Origin of the sequence: Streptomyces sp. NPDC056161 (genome assembly GCF_042268025.1) — a bacterium.
In the GTDB taxonomy this organism is placed as follows: Bacteria; Actinomycetota; Actinomycetes; order Streptomycetales; family Streptomycetaceae; genus Streptomyces.
On record NZ_JBHJUV010000043.1, the window covers coordinates 33,921 to 51,934 of the forward strand.

Sequence of the window (18,014 nt, forward strand, 5' to 3'; positions counted from 1 at the left end):
GCGCTAATCACACTCGGATCCGAACGTGCTGACCGGTCCGTTCTGGCGTGGCTCTGCTGTCACCGGCGCCGTGCGCCTCGCCGAGACCACCTGCCTGTGGTACGGCTCCTTCCGCACCCGCACCGTCCGCGTGACCCTGCTGCGCGACGAGGGCGCCGACACCGGCTACGACCTGGCTCTGGCCACCATCGACTGACCTGCGCCGCGGCTAACCTGATCAGCCGCTACGCGTTGCGCTGGGCGATCGAGGTCACCTTCGCCGAGGGCACTGTTACATCGACTGGCCATGGGATGATCTCCGAGTTGATCACGGAGCGGGGTCGTTCGTGGAGGGCGCGTCGTTGTCGTACAAGGGTCACCGGTACCCGGCCGAGGTGATCGCTCACTGCGTGTGGTCGTACTTCCGCTTTCCTGCGCCAGAAATGCCGACTCTAAAAGCTAAGGGCTTGCAGATCATCAGGGTGTTGCTTCCCGCCTCAAGGCCCGTTGATGTGGTATGCGCATCCCGGACGAAATCCGCACCCAACTCGCCGTGAAGTTCGCGATGTTGTTCCCGCATCTGGATGAGCGGTAGCGACGGTTACTGATGGCCGCAGAGGCCCGTGTCCTGGGACACGGTGGTGTTCGGGCCGTGGCGCGGGCGGCCTCGATGCACTGCGCCGTGTTCCGCAGCCCGTGGCGAGATGCGAGCGCGGCCTTCGTGGCGATGTCGTCGGCCCCCGTTGGCTCCACGGCGGCGGCCGGCCGCTGGTCTGCACGCAAGTTCCATATCTGCCGGGCAGTATCCCAATCCGGATCACCGGGCAGGAGCAGCCGGCCCAGCACGTCGGGAGAGATCGGAGAACCTTGCGGCTTCCTTGCGGCTGCCCGCTGTGTCATGACGACATCGCCTTCGGATGAGCGCCTTCAGCTTGTACTGCTCACTGGCGGGATTCCAGAGCACTGATGAGGGCGTCGGCCACGATGGCCGGATCAGTCAGCAGCGTCATGTGATTGCCCGGGATGACAGCGGGCTCAACGCCGAGCCGAGCTGCGAACTCGGCGCTGGGCCGGGCCAGGGCAATGTCGTCGGCGCACTGCACATAAGCCGCGTCTAGCCCGATCTTCGTGACCGGGGGCACGTCGAGGCTGTCCGTCATATAACCGCCCGGCTGCGGCAGCAGCAGTTGGCTGACAAGCTTCTGGAGCGGCGTGGGGTCTCCGGGCATGAGCACGCCCTGGACCGCGTCGAGGCCGACGGGGACGGTGCCGTCGGGAGTCGCTGCGATAGCCTGCCGAATCATCGCGGCGTACTGCTCGTTCTCATCGATCATCGGCGTGCCCTGCTCGGGGACCACCGCGGCGAAGTAGATCACCTTTGCGACGCGGCCCGCGAGCCGGTGGGCCGCGCCGGTGACCGGGTATCCGCCCCAGCTGTGGCCGACCAGGACAACATCGGTGAGATCGCGGCTCTCGACTTCGCTCACCACGTGGTCGACCGCGTCGGCCAGCCGGAGCCCGGCCGGCGAGCCGTCGTAGGTCAGTCCGGGCATGCTCAGCGCCAGAGTCGGGTAGCCGCGCTCGGTGAGTTGGCGAGCCACCGGGTACCAGCTCCAGTCCCCGAGCCATGCGCCGGGAACGAGGACGAAGGTTTGCGTGGGCCTGCTGGCAGTCAAGTCGGACTCTCTATCTCTTACGGTGGGCGCCCTAAGCGGGGAAACGGCGTGCGCTACCCGAGGCGCTCCGGTGTCGATGGGGATGGTGCGCTCGCCTCACCGCAAATTACGGTCCGGTCGGGTTATCGAGCGTCACCCGATCCGGGTAATAGCGCGCTGGCGCTCGCCGACGGGTACGTCCTCGATCGAGAACCGCTCAGCGGGTGCCGGGCGCAAGCAGGCCCAGGTCGCGGGCTCGGGCGACGGCCTCGGCGCGGCGGTGGGCGCCGAGCTTGGCGTACAAGTGGCGCACGTGCACTTTGACGGTGTTGGGCGAGACATTCAGCTGGCCGGCGATGTCCCGCGTGGTCAGGTTGGTCGGCAGGTAGCGCAGTACCCGCAGCTCGCTTCGGCTCAGCGGCTCGGCGAGCGGCCACGGCCCGGCGGACGACGGCGCGGGCTGGTGACCGGCGAGCAGGCCGAGGATCTCGGAGATCAGGGCGGCGTGGGCGGTGCGGTGCCCGGGGAGGCTCTCCAGCAGAGCCGGCACCGGGTGCAGCAGGAACCACAGCAGCATTCCGTCGGGTTCGGCCAGGTCCAGCGCGCGCTCCAGGGCTCCGGCGGCGGCGCGGGGATCACCGAGCGCAGCACGTGCGATCGCCTCCAGCAGGAACGCCTGGGCCAGCCAGCCCGGCCAGGGCAGCTGCGCGGAGCCGTCGAGCACCGGCGCGAGCGCGGCGACCGCCGCCTGCGGATCGTCTTGGGCGAGCCGCAGGGTTGCCAGGCCCAGACGCATCTGCCCGCCATCGCGGTCCTGGTCGGAGAGACCGGCCAGGACCTGCTCGGCGCGGTCGGTCTCACCGAGGCGGACAAGGGTCTGCACGAGGAAGGACCGGTTCCCGTGGACCATTAGGTTCGGTTCGGTCAGGCGCTCGGCCACCTGGTCGGCGGCTTGGAAGGCGGCCAGTGCGTCGGCGTCCCGGCCGCGCGCCAGCGCCAGCACTCCGCGCAGGGAGCGGATCGCCAGCGCGTCGGCGGGCTCGGTCTCCGCCCGGAGGGTGCGCTCGGCCTGCTGCATCCAAGGTTCGCCCACCTCCGGCCGCCCCTGCCAGGCCAGGATGGTCCCGACGTTCATGCTCGCCAGGCCGAAGGCCGGTCCCTCGGCCCAGCCGTGCTGTTCGGCCAGCTCGGCCGCCTGCCTGCTGTGCTCCAGTGCCAACGGGACCGATCGGAAGAACTCCAAAGTCGCCTGGTAAACAAGGCCGGTGAACTCCAGGTAAGGCCGCCCGATTCGGCGCGCGAGCGCGACGCCCTGCTCCAGGTGCCGCACGGCCTCCTGGAACCTGGCCATCCAGAACTCGGTGCTGCCCAGGCTGATCAGCGCCAGCGCGCGCAATTCCTCGCCCAGGCCGGGCTGCGTCGTCTCGGCCGCCTCCGCCGCGTCCTGCAGCCGCTGTGCCTGCTCGGTCACCGCCGCCAGGTTCCCGTGCCAGCGGGCGATCAGCAGCCGGACGATCCCCACCAGCAGCTGCGCCTGCCCCAGCCGACCCTCCGATGCCAGCGCCCGCTCCGCCAGGCACAGGTACCGTTCCGCCGCCGCCGGCGACCCGCCGGCCAGCTGGTCGGCCGCGGCCACCGCCGCCAGCTCCGCGTCCGCCGTGCGGGACTCGGTGGGGAATCCGGCGAGAAGCCCGTGGATGACGGCGGTCTTCCCGTCCAGGTACAGACCGGGCCACTGGTCGGCGAGCAGCCTGGCAGCCAGCCCCCAGTCCCGCGCGGCCTGGGCGTGCCGAATCGCCTCCACCGCCATGCCCCGGGCCGCCAGCCAGTCGGCGGCGGCCCGGTGCAGTGCGGCGACCTCGCCGGGGCGGGTGCGCCGCAGTTGTAGCCGCAGCAGGTCCGCGAACAGCTGGTGATAGCGGAACCAGGTCCGCGAGGTGTCCAGCGAGACCACGAACGCGTTCGCGGCCTCCAGGTCCTGCAGTACCCGCTCTCCGCCCTCGCCCCCGGTCAGCAGGTTCGCGAGCTCGCCGTTAACCCGCTCCAGGATGCTGGTGCGCAGCAGCAGCCCCCGCACCTGCTCGCTCTGCCGATCCAGCACCTCGGCCAACAGGTACTCGGCCACCGTCCGCTCACTGCCGGAGAACTCGGCCGCCAGCCGGTGGTCCGGGTCTGGGTGCCCCGCCAGGGACAGCGCGGCCAGCCGCAGCCCCGCTGCCCAGCCCTCGGTCCGCTCGTGCAGCACTGCAACCGCAGGCCCGGACAGCGTCAGCCCCGCCGCTCTGAACAGCTCCTCGGTTTCGGCCAGGGTGAACCGCAGATCCGGATCGCGGATCTCGGCGAGCTCGCCTTCCAGCCGCAGTTGGTGCAGGCCCAGGCGCACGTCGTGCCGCGTGGCCAACACGAAACGCAGCTGAGGCGACGCCCGCATGATGAGCAGTTGCAGTTGTTGCAGCGCCTCCGGGTCCAGCTCGTGCACGTCGTCGATCACCAGGTAGTTCCGGTCCTGCAGCGGGGCCAGGTCCTCAAGCAGCCGCTCCACGATCGTCCACCCGTCCAGGTCCGGAGCCGCCGTGAGGGTCCCGACCAGCGCCGAGCCCGCCATAGTCCGGCGCAGCGCATCCACGACGCCAAGCCAGAAGCGCTGCGGATCCCGCTCATCCCGCCCCACCGGCACCCACGCCGCGTATTCGTCCAGGCCCGCCTCGGACAGCCACGATCGCAGCAGTATCGTTTTGCCGCTCCCCGCCGACGCCGACACCACCGTCACCCGGGCCGCCCCGCCCAGTCGCCCGAACAGGGCCGGGCGAGCAACCACACCTCCCGCACCGATACCCGCTACTGGCGTGGATGCGGCACCTGTCTCGCTGGATCTCACAGCGCCGATCTTCCCATGAACCTGCGCTGTGCCCCGGACACCATTGGCCTCGCCAGGTCCGCTACGTCGTGGAGCAGACCTCCGCCCCACTTCACCAGTTCAAGCACCTCGCCGTCAGTTGGGAATGACGCCTCGACGATCTCCACGGCGCCTTCGTCCCACTCGCCTGTGGACTCTTGTGCCGGCGACGGCTCGCGGCGAGCGACGAGGCCGACTCAACCGCCCGATGGGCAGACCGATGAACCGGTGAAGAAGCGCTCTCGCCGGCCCCAGCCAAACCGCAAGGCGTCGTCCGCGGCCAGCGTTCGGGTGCCGGGTGATGCCAACCGATCAGAGAGATGTCGAGGCCCTGGGCGTCCACGGCGACGATCCGCCCGGCCCCGCGGCGTCGGCCCCCACCGTCTCCCAGCTCATCGACACCCTCGCCGCCGCAGGGCCGAAGGCGATCAGCACGATCGGGTCGGCCCAGGCCGAAGCACGCACGCGGATCTGGGAGCCAGCTGGCGCGCTGGGGCCACGCCGCCGGCCTGGAGCTGGTGCGCCGGCTCATGGGTGAGCTGGGCCTGATGGTGCCGTGGGCGGCATCGCGTACCACCACATTTCGGACCTGTATATCGCGTTGTTCACGCACTTCGTGCCGTGTGGGGTGGCGGAGGCCGTCTATATCATCGAGGGCCTGCTGAAGAATGCTTCCGAGGTGCGGCCGGGCACGATCCATGCTGATACGCAAGGTCAGAGCTGTCCGGTGTTTGCCCTCGCACACTTGCTCGGGATCGATCTGATGCCCAGGATCCGCAACTGGAAGGACTGCCTGTTCTTCCGCCCGTCCCGCAGCACCGTCTACGAGCACATCGACGCCCTGTTCGGCGGGCCGGGCCGTAACGTGATCGACTGGGAGCTGATCGAAACCCACTTCAAGGACTTGGTGAGGGTGACCGTCTCGGTCCGAGAGGGCACCATCTCCTCCACCCTGCTGCTCAAGCGATTGCGATCCGGCTCCCACAAGAACGCCACCCACACCGCCTTCCGCGAGGTCGGGCGGCTGATTCGTACCGTCCAGCTGTTTCGATACCTCTCAGACGCGCCGCTGCGCGGCCGGGTGACGGCCGCGACCAACAAGGTCGAGGCGTTCAACGGTTTCAGCGACTGGGTGCGGTTCGGCCAGCGTGGCACGGTGGTGGCCAACAACCCGGTTGAGCAGGAGAAGGACGTGAAGTTCACCTCTTTGCTCGCCAACCTGCTGATCTTCCACAACACCCTCGACATCGCCGACGTGGTGCGGCAGCTGCAGGCCGAGGGCTGGGTCATCGACCCGCTGGACCTGGCCCAGATCTCGCCTTACCTGACGGAGCACGTCAACCGGTTCGGCGTCTACTCCACCCATGAGATAGGGGTCACCTCCGAGGACTACGACACCCACCTCGACGTCGACTTCAGCGTGTTGGAGGACGAGCAGGCCCCAGCGGCATGACCCCCATGCTTCAGCGAGACAAGGTGACGAGCCCCATCTCATAGGCGGTGATGACGAGTTGGACCCGGTCCCGGGCGCCCAGTTTGGTGAGCAGCCGTGACACGTGCGACTTGGCGGTGGCCACCGTGATGAAGAGGTCCTCGGCGATCTCGGTGTTCGACCGGCCGCGTCCGACCAGGGTCAGCACTTCCCGTTCCCGCTCGGTGATGCCCTCGACCGGCCGTGGGGAGCGCTCCGGGACAGCCGCGCGCCGCCCGATGAAGTCCGCGATCAGACGGCGCGTCACACCCGGCGCGATCAGTGCGTCGCCGGCGGCGACCACGCGGATCGCCGCGAGGATGTCGTCCAGCGCCATGTCCTTGACCACGAAACCGCTCGCGCCGGCCCGGAGCGCGCCGTAGACATCGTCATCCTCGTCGAAGGTGGTCAGGACGAGGACGCGTGTGGTTGCCGGACCGGCGGTGATCAGGCGGGTGGCCTCGATCCCGTCCATACCGGGCATCCGGATGTCCATGACCACGACGTCGGGGCTGGCATCCCTGACCAGTTGGACGGCCTCAGCGCCGGTGGCGGCTTCACCGACGACCTCCAGATCGGGGTAATCGGCCATGATCACACGTAGACCGGACCGAACCAACGGCTGGTCGTCGGCGAGCACCACACGGACGGTCATCGGGCCTCCACCGGAACTCCGACGGACGCGGGCAGCGGCAGCCGGGCCGCCACCCGGAAGCCGCCCTCAGGGCGCGGCCCGATACTGAGGTGGCCGCCCAGCAGACCGACTCGTTCCCGCATCCCGATGAGGCCGAAGCCGTGGGCTGAGCCATCCTCGGTGGCGCCGCGCCCGTTGTCGACGACCTCCACGGACAGCTCCTCGTCTCCGTAGTCGATGGCCACCCGGCAACACCCGGTGCCCGCGTGCCGGACCACGTTGGTCAGCGCCTCCTGCACGATGCGGTAGGCGGACAGGTCGATGTCGGCCGGCACGGGACGCTGCTCCCCGCTGCAGCGCACGTCGACGCGTACCCCCGCGCCCGCGGTCGCTGCCGCCAGCCGTTCGACGTCCGCCAGCCCCGGCGAGGGTGCGAGCGGTGACTGCTCCGAGGTGGCCGCGCCCCGGTCGGCCTGACGGAGCGACACCAGCGTGCGCCGAAGGCCGGAGAGGGTCTCTCTGCTGGTGGCCTCGATGGCGCGCAGGGCCTCGCGCGCCTCCGCCGGCTGGGTCTGAATGACCCGGCTGCCCACACCGGCCTGGATCGCGATGATGCCGATGCTGTGTGCGACCATGTCGTGCAACTCCCGTCCGATCCGTAGCCGTTCGGCGGTCACCGCCTCGGCCACCTCCTGTGCACGCAGCGCCACCGCGTGCTCGCGGCGCTCGCGACTCAACAAACCGGCCATGCAGGATGCGGCCAACGCCAGGAGGCCGATCACCCCGTTGACGGCCAGGCCATCCCCATGCGCGAAGCCACCGATCACCAGGAATTGCGCTGTGAAAGACCCGGCCACGGCAACAGTCGAAGCGCGCCGTGCGCAAGTGGCCACGATGAAGCCCAGCACGAGGTCCACCGCCAGATACGACAGGAACTGGCCCTGGTACGACGCTGCCCTGCTCTCATGCGCGGAACTCGGAGGGCCCACCACCACAGCAGTGGATCCGAAGAGTGCCATCACCAGAGCCAGCAACGGCATCCGTCGCACCACACCGACGAGCAGGCTCACAGCCAGCAGCGCCCCGACACCGTGGACCGTGCCCGACGCCCGCGGTGCGGCCCCCACCAGCAGACTCACCACGAGGAGATAGCAGGCACCCCCCGCCCAAGCCACGGCCTTCGTTCTCGTCATCGGCGGCATGCCCTCCCGGGAACAAGGCCACGGTGCGCAACGCGCGCAGGCAACGAAATGGTCGTCATGGGGTTCACGCCGCGAGACTAACCGGGCCACCAGCGGCGCGGCATCAGCCCAGGGACGTACGCCCACGGTTCAATCCGGCCGCATGATTGCCGCCCACGGCCCCATGCCCGGACGGGGCTCCTCTCGGCAGTGTGGGTGCCGTGATCGAAGTCAGCGAACTCACCAAGTGCTACGGCAGCAAGACGGCCGTCGACCATCTGTCCTTCACCGTGCGGCCGGGCCAGGTCACCGGATTCCTCGGCCCCAACGGGGCCGGCAAGTCCACCACCCTGCGGATGATCCTCGGCCTGGACGCGCCCACCACCGGCGCCGCCACCGTCAGCGGAGTCCCGTTCCACCGCCACCCACGCAGGCTGCGGCACGTCGGTGCCCTTCTCGACGCCGGACAGGTCCACGGCGGCCGCAGCGCTGCAATCCACCTGTCCACTCTGGCCCGCAGCAACGGCATCCCGCGGCGCCGGGTGGACGAGGTACTTCAGGAGGTGGGGCTGACTGAGGTGGCGAACCGCCGCATCGGCGGATTCTCCCTCGGCATGAAGCAGCGACTGGGCATCGCCACCGCCTTGCTCGGCGACCCGCCTGTGCTCATGTTCGACGAGCCGATCAACGGCATGGACCCGGAGGGCGTCCTCTGGGTACGCCGGCTCTTCCGGCGCCTGGCCGCCGAGGGACGCACGGTCTTCCTCTCCAGCCACCTGATGTCGGAGATGGAGAACACCGCCGACCAACTGGTCGTCATCGGCCGGGGCCGCCTCATCGCCGCCGAGTCGGTACGGGCCTTCGCGGCCCGCAGCACCCGCAGCAGCGTTGTGGTGGGGACACCGAAGACCGCCGAGCTGGCAGCGGTGCTGGCCGCGGCGGGCGCCTCGGTCGAGCCGGAGGGCTCGACCGGCGCCGAGAAACTCGCCGTGACCGGGCTCCCGGCCGACCGGATCGGGGCGCTCGCCTTCGAGGGCGGTATCCAGCTGAACGAGCTGACGACCCGCACCGCCTCACTGGAGGCGGCCTTCATGGAACTCACCGCCGACAGCACCGAATACCAGGCAGGACAGCCCCGATGACCACGCTCACCTTCGCCCCCCGGACCACCCCCGTCACCGCGCCACCCGCCCGCTTCCGCGACCTGCTCGCCGCCGAGTGGATCAAGACACGGTCCCTGCGCTCCACCCCGTGGACGATCGCACTCACCCTCCTGTTCGTCCTCGGGTCCACCGCCGTGGCCACACTGGCGGACAAAGCCGCGCCCTCCGGCCCCGCTGAGTTCCTGCCCTTCGACGCCTACCCGGCGGCCGGCTACTGGACGCTGACGCTCGTCGCCAGCAGCATGGGCGCCCTCACCGTCGTGAGCGAGTACAGCAGCGGGCTGATCCGCACCACCACCGTGGCCGTCCCGGCCCGCGGCTCGGTCGTGCTGGCCAAGGCGGCCGTCACCGCCGCACTGTGGGCCGCAGTCGGCACGGCCGCCTCCACCGGTTCCTTCCTGGTCTCCCAGGCCATCCTGGACAGGCATCACGCCGGCGTTCCGCTCACCCACCCCGGGGTGCTCCGGGCGCTGGTCGCCTCCGCGCTGCTGGCTCCGCTCTGCGCCCTGGTCGGTCTGGGTCTCGGTGTCAAGCTCCGAGTTTTGTGGAGAGTCGGTTAACTGGTTTTGAGGGCGTGTTCTGGGGTGGCGGGCGTTGCGTGATGAGCTTCGAACTCGGCGGGCGGGACGTGGCCGAGTTCGCCGTGGAGGCCGCTGGTTGAACCAGTCGATGTACTCGGCGACGGCGACTTCGACGTCGTTGATGCTGGTCCACGGGCCCTTGTTGCGGATCAGCTGGGCCTTGAACAAGCTGTTGAACGCCTCGGCGAGGGCGTTGTCGTAAGAGTCGCCCCTGGAACCGACCGAAGCGACGGCGTCGGCTTGTTCGAGGCGTTCGGTGTAGCGGATGGCTCGGTATTGCACGCCGCGGTCGGAGTGGTGGACCAGACCGGTCAGGTTGCCGCCGGTTTGGCGGCGCTTCCATATGGCCATTTCCAGAGCGTCCAGGGCGAGGTCGGTGTACAGAGACGTGGAGACCTGCCAGCCGACGACCATGCGGGAGAAGACGTCGATGACGAAGGCGGCGTAGACCCACAGGCCGGCGGCGCGCATGAGGCGTTCCACGGTGCAGCGGGCCACCGTCCACCCGCGCCGCAGGAGCGCGGCGTGCACCTTGCGGGCGCCGTAGACACCGTAGTTGTCGGCGTGGATCTGGGCGATCTCCTCTGTGAGGTCCCGGTCGCGGGCGGCGCGGGCCGCTTCCGGACGGCCGTGGGCGGCGTAGTAGGTGCTCGGTGCGATCTCGGCGTCGGTGCCCCGCAAGGCGTCGCAGATCGGCTGGACGCCGAACTCCTCCTTGTACTGGTCGATGTAGGCGACCTTCATCGCTGTGGACGGTCCAGCTCCGCCGCGAAGAAAGCCGACGCCGACTTCAGGATCGCGTTGGCACGACGCAGCTCCTTCACCTCGCGTTCCAGCTCGGCGATACGGGCCGCGTCCCGGCTCGTGGTCCCCTCGCGCAGCCCCTCGTCCGTCTCGGCACGCTTGACCCAGGTCCGCAGTGCCTCGGGGTGCACATCGAGCTGATCGGCGATACGCCTGATCGCGCCATCACGTGCGACAGGGTCCTTGCGGGCCTCCACAGCCAGCCTCGTCGCGCGCTCGCGGAGTTCATCGGGGTACCTACGAGGAGCAGCCATGAACAGGATCCTTCCGGGTCTTCGATGTCTCCATCAAACCCGGGGCGGTTCACCCCGGCTCCTGGATCGTGTACACGCTCTGGCCGCTGATCACGGTCGCACTCGCCGTTCTCGTCGTGAGGCGCCGCGACGTGTGAGTGTGCCCCCAAGGGCGAGGTTGCGGTAGCTCGTCGCAGCCCTGATGACGGACGACAGACTGCCGGGGTGGATCTGACGACCGATCAAGCAGCAAACGCGGCAGAACGAAACGACTGTCCGAAATGCGAAGCCCTGGCGGGGAGCCCGCCGCACCCGGAGCGGAAAGTGCGCGACGAAATACCACACCGCCCGCTTCATCCTGGTGCCCGCGCTCCGCGAGGAACTGGAGGTGATCGTGCCGGACGACCGCGGCCCGAGGCGACCGTGGAAGGGTGGCCCGCCCGTGGAGACGGTGCCGGCCGCCGCGGTGGTCAAGCCGATTCGGATCGAGTACGCCCGCTGCTCGACCGCCCAGCAGGAACTCGCCTCCTCCGACGCGACTGGGCCCCGGTCCTCGACCGACTTCGGCGGCGGCCACGCGGCGGGCTGCGGCTGACCGCGACAGCGCGACTCCTCGTGGAGGAGTACCGCCAGATGCGCCGGGAGCAACAGGCCCCGGACCACCGCAAGAACATCCGCACCCTCATCACCATCATGTACTGGCTCGGCGCCGAGTCGGCCGTCTCCGAACCCGACGTCCACGACCTGGCACAGCTCGACCCGAACCTCGCGGCGAAGCCCGTCTGCCAGTTCCTACGCGCCCGTGGTCTGCTCGTCGACGACCCGGACCTCCACCGAGACGCCGACCTCACCGCGATCGAGGCCGCGCTCGCCACGCTGCCGCAGCCCGCCGCGAGCGAGGTCCGCGCCCGGGTGGACGTCCTGCGCAGCCAGGGGCGCCGCGAAGGCGAGTTCCGCGGCTGGGACGGCATCCGCCGCTACCTCGACTACCTCCAACCCGTACTCACCGTCTGGGCCGCGACCGGGGTGACGACGCTGCGGGAGATCACCCAGCAGCAAGTCGAGGACGCGGTGAAGAACCTGTCCGGGCACGCCCGCCGGCAGCTCGCCATCGTCCTTCGCAGCCTGTTCCGCTCCCTGAAGGGGCAGCGGGTCATCTTCTGCGACCCTGCCCAAAACCTGCCCGTCGGTGCCTTGAAGGGAGTTTCGCAGTCGGTGCCCAGCGACCTGCTGGCCGGGCTCCTCGACCACGCCGCCACGCCGCTCGGTCGCCTGACCGTCGCCCTGGCCGCCGTGCTCGCGGTACCCGGTAGCGACATCCGCACGATCCTGACCGCCGATGTGGACCTCGCCCGCGGCACGCTCGAAATCCGCCGCGGCCTGCTGCGGCACACTCTCTACCTGGAGGAGTTCACGCACAGGCAGGCCGCCGAGTGGCTGACCTTCCGCCACCGCCGCTGGCCGGCCTCCACCAACCCCCACCTGTTGGTCAGTCAGAAGACTGCTCTCGACCCCGACCGGCCGGCCGTCAGCACCGCGACACTCCGCGGAGTGCTACCCAAAGGGGTGACCCTAGACGGCCTGCGCCAGGACCGGATCCTCAACAAAGCGTTCGAGAGCGCCGACCCGCTGAAGTTGATGAGGCTCTTCGGCATCACGGAGCGAGCCGCCATGCGCTACGTCAGCGCCGCCCACCCGGAGCGCACCGCGAGGCTGCCCCGATAGTGCGGTCGGCCTGGCTGAGCAGCGTTGACATCCGTGGATACGTCATAGGCCGCTTCTCTGAGCAATGCCAGAGCCTTTAAAGGACGCGGTCGAGCAAAATGCTGGCCTCTTATGGTCATCTATCGGTGCTCTCCAACTGGATGGCCAACGCTAGGGCATGACTGCGCAAATCTGCCAGACGGGCAAGGTCGCCACGCTTTCCGCGCATCACAACAGGCTCGGCTGCGTTCTGCGCACGACGGAATGCCGTCAGCACACCTGCCTTCTGCTGACACGCGGCATCGCGCTGCGCCTGCTTCCATAAGTTGGCGAACACCGCTTGCCCAGCGTTTTGATCGGTTCCGGTGGCCGCGATACGTCGCTCCGCGTCAGAAAACACATTCTGAAGTGCGGCTACCTTATAGCCTGATGCACGCATGCACGATGCCCAGGAACTCTCGACTCTCTGGACGGCAGGATCATGTCGCACTCGGGCGAGCTCTTGGGCGAACAACGTCTCTTCGCCGTAGTGCAATGGTTTCCACGCCAGCCCATACAGCTTGTCCTGCGCCTGGGAAAAACACCCATCCGTGTTCTCAACGGTGTATCCGCCTCCGGGTAGCCGCACTTTCTTCTCATGCGTAGCCGTCCCGAGTAGAGCCCGGCTCTCACGAGCCGTCAGCGCATGCTCATGTGCGCCGCCATTCGTCGGACCATGCAGACCGTAGCCCTGTTTCGCCACAACAGCAGGATCGAGCAGCCCGTAAGGGTTCGGATCGGTGAATTGCCGCGTAGCTGCGGTGGGCGCGACCGCGAAATCCAGACCGCGAACTCGCATGCATCGCCTGACCAGCACATCTTCGGCGTGATCAAGGGACATCTGCTGAGCAGACGACAACTGTAGGGAAGCCAGCGGTTGCGGAAGCAGAAGTGCGCCCGGTCGAGCCTGACCGGAGTCCGAGAGGACCAGGATCGCTGCCGCCGTAGCACTCGCAAGCAGGACTGCCACGACCTGGAACCTGCGCCGCCGAGGCTGCCTTTGCATGCGCCTCACCAACTTCCTTCTGTCTGTCGATGGGAGGTGCTGCCCCCGGGATCCTCCGGGGGCAGCACCTGCGTCAGGGGCGGGAATTGCACCAGGCGTTGCTCTCGACACCGGTGGAGGCGAACTCCGGGATGTTGTTCAGGTTCGGGTAGCCCTGGCCACGGCTGAGCGAATGCACGACACCCTGGTAGTTGGGCTGGGACCAGAGGTAGGCCGTGCAACTGACGCCGTTGTTGTAGATGGACTCCATGTACCGAAACTTCGGGTACGACCTGAGGTCCGCGTTGTTGTCCTTCACCGGGCCGGGGCTGCTGGAGTAGTTCACGGACTCGTACGCGCACAGATATTGAGCCGCGCAGCCGTGGACCGTGGTGGCACTCGCGGGGCCTCCCGCGGCACCGATGGTGATCAGCGACGAGGACACCAGTGCCGCGCCCGTCAAGAGGAGGTTTTTCAACAAGGTACTTCCCTGTCTTGTGGAGGTTGATGGCCCCCGCGGATCACTCTCCGACGGCGACCGCTCCCAGCCGGCGATTCCGCGGGAACGGTTCCTTCGTACCGTGTCTACGTTGTCCGCGGTCGTCCAGCTGCTGCCGGACAACAGGCTCCGGACAACCACCAAGCGCTGCTGTTCTGCCCGGGGAGCACGCGGCTACGAGGGGCATGTCCACGTTGGGTTCCCCGCAAGTTGGCGCCGGCTTTTGTGACGGCCTTTCGGCCCAGCAGAGCCAATCGGTGGGTGTCAGTCGCAGACTCGCCGGTAGGAGGGCAAAGCGGAGATGTAGCGGCGCCACACCTGGTGGGTGAGGGTGCCGGTCGTGGTAATGCAGACGCGGCGAACGGCGTCCGCGGTGCTGGTTGCCTGAAGGAGGATGTTGTGGTCGTCGCCCGCGCTGGCCAGGGTGCGGCCGTCCGGGCTCAGCACTGCCTGGTCGATGGGTCCGGTGTGGCCGCTGATGGGTCCGCCGGACGCGGTGGGCGCCGTTGGGTCGGCGACGTTCCAGAGCCGAATGGTGCCGTCGTCTCCGCTGCTGACGAGGGTCCGGCTGTCGTGGCTGAATGCCACGGACAGCACGAAGCTGGTGTGTCCGGTCAGTGGCGCGGCGAGGGTCGCGGGGCGGCGGGGGTCGCTGACGTTCCACAGGCGCACGGTGTGGTCGTCGTTGGCAGTGGCGAGGGTGCGGCCGTCAGGACTGAACGCGACCGATCCCACGCCACCGGTCTGGGCGGCCAGCGGCGGGCACCACTGCTTGGGGCGGGTGGGGTCGGTGACATTCCACAGGCGGGTGGTGTCGTCGGCTCCCGCGCTGGCGAGGGTGTGGCCGTCCGGGCTGAAGGCCAGTGCTCGTACGGTGTCGGTGTGCGCGGTGACCGGCGTGCCGATCTCGTGGAGGTGTGTGGGGTCGGTGACGTCCCACAGCCGCACCTTGTGGTCGTAGCCGCCGCTGGCCAGGGTGCGGCCGTCCGGGCTGAAGACAGCCTGGGTGACGGCGGCTTGGGCCGGGTCGGGGGTCTGCTTGCTCAGCGCGCGGGGGTGTGCCGGGTCGGTGACGTCCCATAGCCGCAGCGTGCCGTCGCGGCCGGCGCTGGCCAGGAGGTGGCCGTCGCGGTTGAAGGCGAGCCTGTTCACGGCGTTGGCGTTGCCGAGCAGCGGGGTGCCGATGGGGTTGGGGTTGCTGGGTTCGGCGGTGTTCCACAGCCGGATCGCTCCGTCGGTGGCGCCGGCCGCCAGGACGCGGCCGTCGGGGCTGAAGGCGACGGTGTTCTCGTAGCTGGAGGTGGGCAGTACGATCCGGGGCAGGTCCCACAGCCGTGCGGTGTTGTCGGCGCTGACGCTGGCCAGGGAGTGCCCGTCTGGGCTGAAGGTGAGCCACCATACGTAGCCGGTGTGGCCGGTGAGGGGCGGGCACAGCGCGATCGGGGCAGTGGGGTCGGTGACGTTCCACAGCCGGATCGTCTGGTCGGCGCCCGCGGTGGCCACGACCTTCCCGTCAGGGCTGAAGGCCAGCGCGTAGATCGTGTTGGTCGCGGCGCCGGGGACCGTGCCCAGGGCGACTGGTTTTGCCGGGTTGGAGACGTCCCACAGCCGCAGGCTGAAGTCGTTCCCGGCGCTCGCCATGATATGGCCGTCCTTGCTGAAGGCGACTGCGTAGACGGTGTCCGTATGACGGCGCAGCGGTAGACCCCAGCGCTTCGGGTTCGCGGGGTCGGTGACGTTCCATAGCTGGATGGTGTGGTCGTGGCCGGCGCTGGCCAGGGTGCGGCCGTCGGGACTGAAGGCCGCCGAGGCGATGGCGCCTTTCTGGCTGCGGAGGGGCTTGCCGAGTTCGCTTACGTGGGCGGGGTCGGTGACGTTCCACAGCCGCACGGTGCCGTCGTCGCCTGCGCTGGCCAGGGTGCGGCCGTCCGGGCTGAAGGAGACCGAGAAGACGATGCCCGTGTGGCCGTGCAGTGCAGGCAATGCGGTCGGGTGTTTCGGGTCGGCGAGGTTCCACAGCCGCACGGTGTGGTCGCGGCCCGCTCCGGCGAGGGTGTGACCGCCGGGGCTGAAGGACAGCCACATGATGCCGCCGCTGTGGGCGTGGATCGGGTTGCCGAGCGGCGCCGGGTGAGCGGGGTCGGTGACGTTCCACAACCTGATGGTGTCGTCCTTGCCGGCGGTGGCTATCACGTGGCCCTGTGTACTGAAAGCGACCGCGTAGACGGCTGCGGTGTGCCCTGTCAGCGGGGTGGACAGCGGTGTGCTCTGGGTTCCCAGCAGGTCGGTCGATAGGCGGCTGGTGGGGTGGATGCGGTATCCGGCGACGTCGAGGCGGGCGGCGAGCGATTGATCGGTGCCGCGTAACTGATCGGCCTGTGCTTGCACTTCGCCGGAGACTGCGCTGTCGCGCTCGGATCTCGCGGTCGATCGCTGCTGAAGGGCGATCCCGGCCGCGACCACGGCGAGCACCGTCAGTAGCGAGAGCGCGGCCACTGCCGCGCGGCGGCGCCGAACCCCCCGGCCCTGGTGCCGGCTTGAGGCGGCCAGGAATTCCTGCGCCCGCCGGCTCAACCGTCCCTCATCCGCGTGCGCTTGGGCCCACTCCTGAGCGACGGCGAGCCGTGATCCGCGATGGAGCGCGCTCGTGTCGCGCTGTTCCCGCTCCCACGCCGTGGCGGCGTCGGTGAGCTGTTGCTGGATGAGCAGGCCGGCCCGGTCTTCGCTGATCCAGCCGCTCAGTCTCGGCCATGCCTGGAGCAGTGCCTCGTGGGTGATCTCCACGCTGTCGGTGTCGAGGGTGACGAGTCTGGCCCGGGCCAGTGCATCGACGACGGCCTCCGCGCTGGGATCGAGTTCGTCCCTGGCCAGGCGGCGCTTGGAATCCTCGGTGCCGTCGTTGAGGGACACCAGGCGCAGGAAAATGCCTTGCGCAAGGCGTTGCTGCGGCCCAGTAAAGCTGTTGTAGACGGTCTCGGCGGTGTTGGCCAGGGCGTGGGTGATGCCGCCGACCGACTCATACCCGCTCAGGGTCAGCGTATTGCCGCGCCTTCGCCGCCAGGTCTCACGCATAGCGTGGGAGACCAGGGGCAGGACGCCGGCCTGTCCAGTTGCCTCAGCCACCACCCGGGCGAGCAGGGGCCCCTCAACCGTGGACTCGGCCTGCACAGCGGGCTGGGTAATGGCCCGGCGCAGCTCATCAGTGGTCATCGGGCCGACGAGCAGTTGCGAGTCCTGGAGCGCGCCTACGAGGTCGGGGTGCTGCGAGCAGGCGGCGTAGAAGTCCGCGCGCACGCCGAGGACGACGCGCGTCCGGCTGTTGGCCGCACTGGAAGCCGTGAGCAGCGAGGTGATGAAGGCGGCCCGTTCCTCCGCGTCCGCGCAGAGGGTGAAGATCTCCTCGAACTGATCGACCACGAGGAGGAGTTCGGCCTCCGGCGGCTGCTGCGCGAGCAGCTGGAGCAAGGTCAGATGCAGGGCGCGGGGGTTGGTCCGCAGATCGTCGTGGAGGGCGACGGCGGAGAAGCCGGAGAGCGCGGCGAGCCGCGCGGCGCACTCCTCGAAGGGGTGCGGGCCAGGGGTGAGAACCAGTGCGGTCCACGATGCCTCGCCACCGGACACCCGCGGGATCAGGCCGGCCCGCAGGAGCGAGGACTTCCCGGAGCCCGAGGCGCCGAACACCGCCACGAACCTGGTGCCGCGGACGCGGCCTTCCAGGTCGTCGGTGAGCCGTTCGCGTCCGAAGAACCGGTCGGCGTCACTGGCTTCGAAGGGGCTGAGCCCCGCGTAGGGGCAGTCGTCGTTCCCCTCGGCGGCGTCCGGGAGCTCATCGGCGCGGGCCAGCTCGGCCGACAGGCGGTGCCAGCGCTGCTCCCATTCCGCCGCGTCGCCGCCACACGCGCGGACGTAGGCGAGGGTGACCGGCAGGCTCGGCAGCTTACGGCCGGAGGCGGCGTCGGCGAGGGTGGTCGAGGAGTAGTGCGCGGCACGGGCGAGCTTGCGGTAAGGCGGGGCGCCGGCCTTGTCTCTGAGCTTCCGCAAGTCCGCAGCGAACCTGACCAGCTGAGTGTCCTCGTCGTCTAACGGCCGCTCGCTGCGGGGCACCGTCGCCTCCCATCCGTCCACGTGGAGTGCTCATTGTGCGAAAGCTGTTGTCCGCCGTCCAGCTGGCGACAGCGGACAACGTCTCG

Annotated in this window: 14 protein-coding genes and 2 pseudogenes; 7 read left to right on the forward strand and 9 right to left on the reverse strand. The window is 69.1% G+C overall.

All coding sequences use genetic code 11. The features are described 5' to 3' along the window. The first annotated feature begins 25 nt into the window (after positions 1-25). Positions 26-196: a hypothetical protein gene (locus ACFC09_RS32420; RefSeq protein WP_376534105.1), complete on the forward strand. Its 171-nt coding sequence runs from the start codon at positions 26-28 to the stop codon at positions 194-196. 130 nt (positions 197-326) lie between these two features. After that, positions 327-413 (forward strand): annotated as a pseudogene (locus ACFC09_RS32425) (IS6 family transposase); the annotation flags it as partial. A gap of 507 nt (positions 414-920) precedes the next feature. Here ACFC09_RS32425 and ACFC09_RS32430 read toward each other — a convergent pair. The 3 genes from ACFC09_RS32430 to ACFC09_RS32440 all read right to left on the reverse strand — a co-directional run bounded on the left by ACFC09_RS32430 (position 921) and on the right by ACFC09_RS32440 (position 4,658). Further along, positions 921-1,655 (reverse strand): alpha/beta fold hydrolase, encoded by a 735-nt coding sequence (locus ACFC09_RS32430; protein ID WP_376534107.1) that lies wholly within the window; start codon positions 1,653-1,655, stop codon positions 921-923. 196 nt (positions 1,656-1,851) lie between these two features. After that, positions 1,852-4,452, reverse strand: a complete 2,601-nt coding sequence (locus ACFC09_RS32435) for a LuxR C-terminal-related transcriptional regulator (RefSeq protein ID WP_376534109.1) — start codon at positions 4,450-4,452, stop codon at positions 1,852-1,854. Between the two features lie 56 nt (positions 4,453-4,508). Continuing rightward, the gene (locus ACFC09_RS32440; protein WP_376534111.1) at positions 4,509-4,658 is read right to left on the reverse strand and encodes a hypothetical protein; all 150 of its coding nucleotides are present in this window, start codon (positions 4,656-4,658) and stop codon (positions 4,509-4,511) included. A gap of 428 nt (positions 4,659-5,086) precedes the next feature. On the opposite strand from ACFC09_RS32440, the gene ACFC09_RS32445 reads away from it, so the two are divergent. After that, entirely contained in the window at positions 5,087-5,983 is an 897-nt protein-coding gene (locus ACFC09_RS32445) for a Tn3 family transposase (RefSeq protein ID WP_376534113.1), read from the forward strand. A 10-nt stretch (positions 5,984-5,993) separates the two neighbouring features. On the opposite strand, the gene ACFC09_RS32450 is transcribed toward ACFC09_RS32445, so the two are convergent. Next, on the reverse strand, positions 5,994-6,656 hold the full coding sequence (locus ACFC09_RS32450) for a response regulator (protein ID WP_376534115.1): 663 nt from the start codon (positions 6,654-6,656) through the stop codon (positions 5,994-5,996). Continuing rightward, positions 6,653-7,705 carry a sensor histidine kinase gene (locus tag ACFC09_RS32455; protein WP_376534116.1) on the reverse strand — a complete coding sequence of 351 codons (1,053 nt, stop codon included), beginning with the start codon at positions 7,703-7,705 and terminating at the stop codon, positions 6,653-6,655. Before ACFC09_RS32455 ends, ACFC09_RS32450 begins: the two co-directional genes overlap by 4 nt. A gap of 332 nt (positions 7,706-8,037) precedes the next feature. Here ACFC09_RS32455 and ACFC09_RS32460 point away from each other — a divergent pair, with 332 nt between their 5' ends. After that, positions 8,038-8,958 carry an ABC transporter ATP-binding protein gene (locus ACFC09_RS32460; protein ID WP_376534118.1) on the forward strand — a complete coding sequence of 307 codons (921 nt, stop codon included), beginning with the start codon at positions 8,038-8,040 and terminating at the stop codon, positions 8,956-8,958. Then, entirely contained in the window at positions 8,955-9,539 is a 585-nt protein-coding gene (locus tag ACFC09_RS32465) for a hypothetical protein (RefSeq protein ID WP_376534120.1), read from the forward strand. The genes ACFC09_RS32460 and ACFC09_RS32465 overlap by 4 nt, the downstream gene beginning before the upstream one ends. Here the strand turns inward: ACFC09_RS32465 and ACFC09_RS32470 are convergent. Continuing rightward, positions 9,536-10,618 (reverse strand): annotated as a pseudogene (locus ACFC09_RS32470) (IS3 family transposase). The gene ACFC09_RS32465 and the pseudogene ACFC09_RS32470 overlap by 4 nt on opposite strands. Positions 10,619-10,958: 340 nt before the next feature. On the opposite strand from ACFC09_RS32470, the gene ACFC09_RS32475 reads away from it, so the two are divergent. Next, positions 10,959-11,192, forward strand: a complete 234-nt coding sequence (locus ACFC09_RS32475) for a hypothetical protein (RefSeq protein WP_376534122.1) — start codon at positions 10,959-10,961, stop codon at positions 11,190-11,192. Between the two features lie 38 nt (positions 11,193-11,230). Then, entirely contained in the window at positions 11,231-12,322 is a 1,092-nt protein-coding gene (locus ACFC09_RS32480) for a hypothetical protein (RefSeq protein WP_376534124.1), read from the forward strand. A 115-nt stretch (positions 12,323-12,437) separates the two neighbouring features. Here ACFC09_RS32480 and ACFC09_RS32485 read toward each other — a convergent pair whose 3' ends face one another. The 3 genes from ACFC09_RS32485 to ACFC09_RS32495 all read right to left on the reverse strand — a co-directional run bounded on the left by ACFC09_RS32485 (position 12,438) and on the right by ACFC09_RS32495 (position 17,865). Continuing rightward, positions 12,438-13,310 (reverse strand): hypothetical protein, encoded by an 873-nt coding sequence (locus ACFC09_RS32485; protein WP_376534126.1) that lies wholly within the window; start codon positions 13,308-13,310, stop codon positions 12,438-12,440. 109 nt (positions 13,311-13,419) lie between these two features. Next, a complete protein-coding gene (locus ACFC09_RS32490) occupies positions 13,420-13,806 on the reverse strand; it encodes a peptidase inhibitor family I36 protein (protein ID WP_376534128.1) in 387 nt (128 codons plus the stop codon). Between the two features lie 282 nt (positions 13,807-14,088). Beyond that, on the reverse strand, positions 14,089-17,865 hold the full coding sequence (locus ACFC09_RS32495) for a hypothetical protein (RefSeq protein WP_376534130.1): 3,777 nt from the start codon (positions 17,863-17,865) through the stop codon (positions 14,089-14,091). Between the last annotated feature and the right edge of the window lie 149 nt (positions 17,866-18,014).

Coding starts and splice junctions, on each gene's coding strand:
- ACFC09_RS32450 (WP_376534115.1), bottom strand. CDS start 6,656: ATGACCGTCCGTGTGGTGCTCGCCGACGACCAGCCGTTGGTTCGGTCC.
- ACFC09_RS32465 (WP_376534120.1), top strand. CDS start 8,955: ATGACCACGCTCACCTTCGCCCCCCGGACCACCCCCGTCACCGCGCCA.
- ACFC09_RS32480 (WP_376534124.1), top strand. CDS start 11,231: ATGCGCCGGGAGCAACAGGCCCCGGACCACCGCAAGAACATCCGCACC.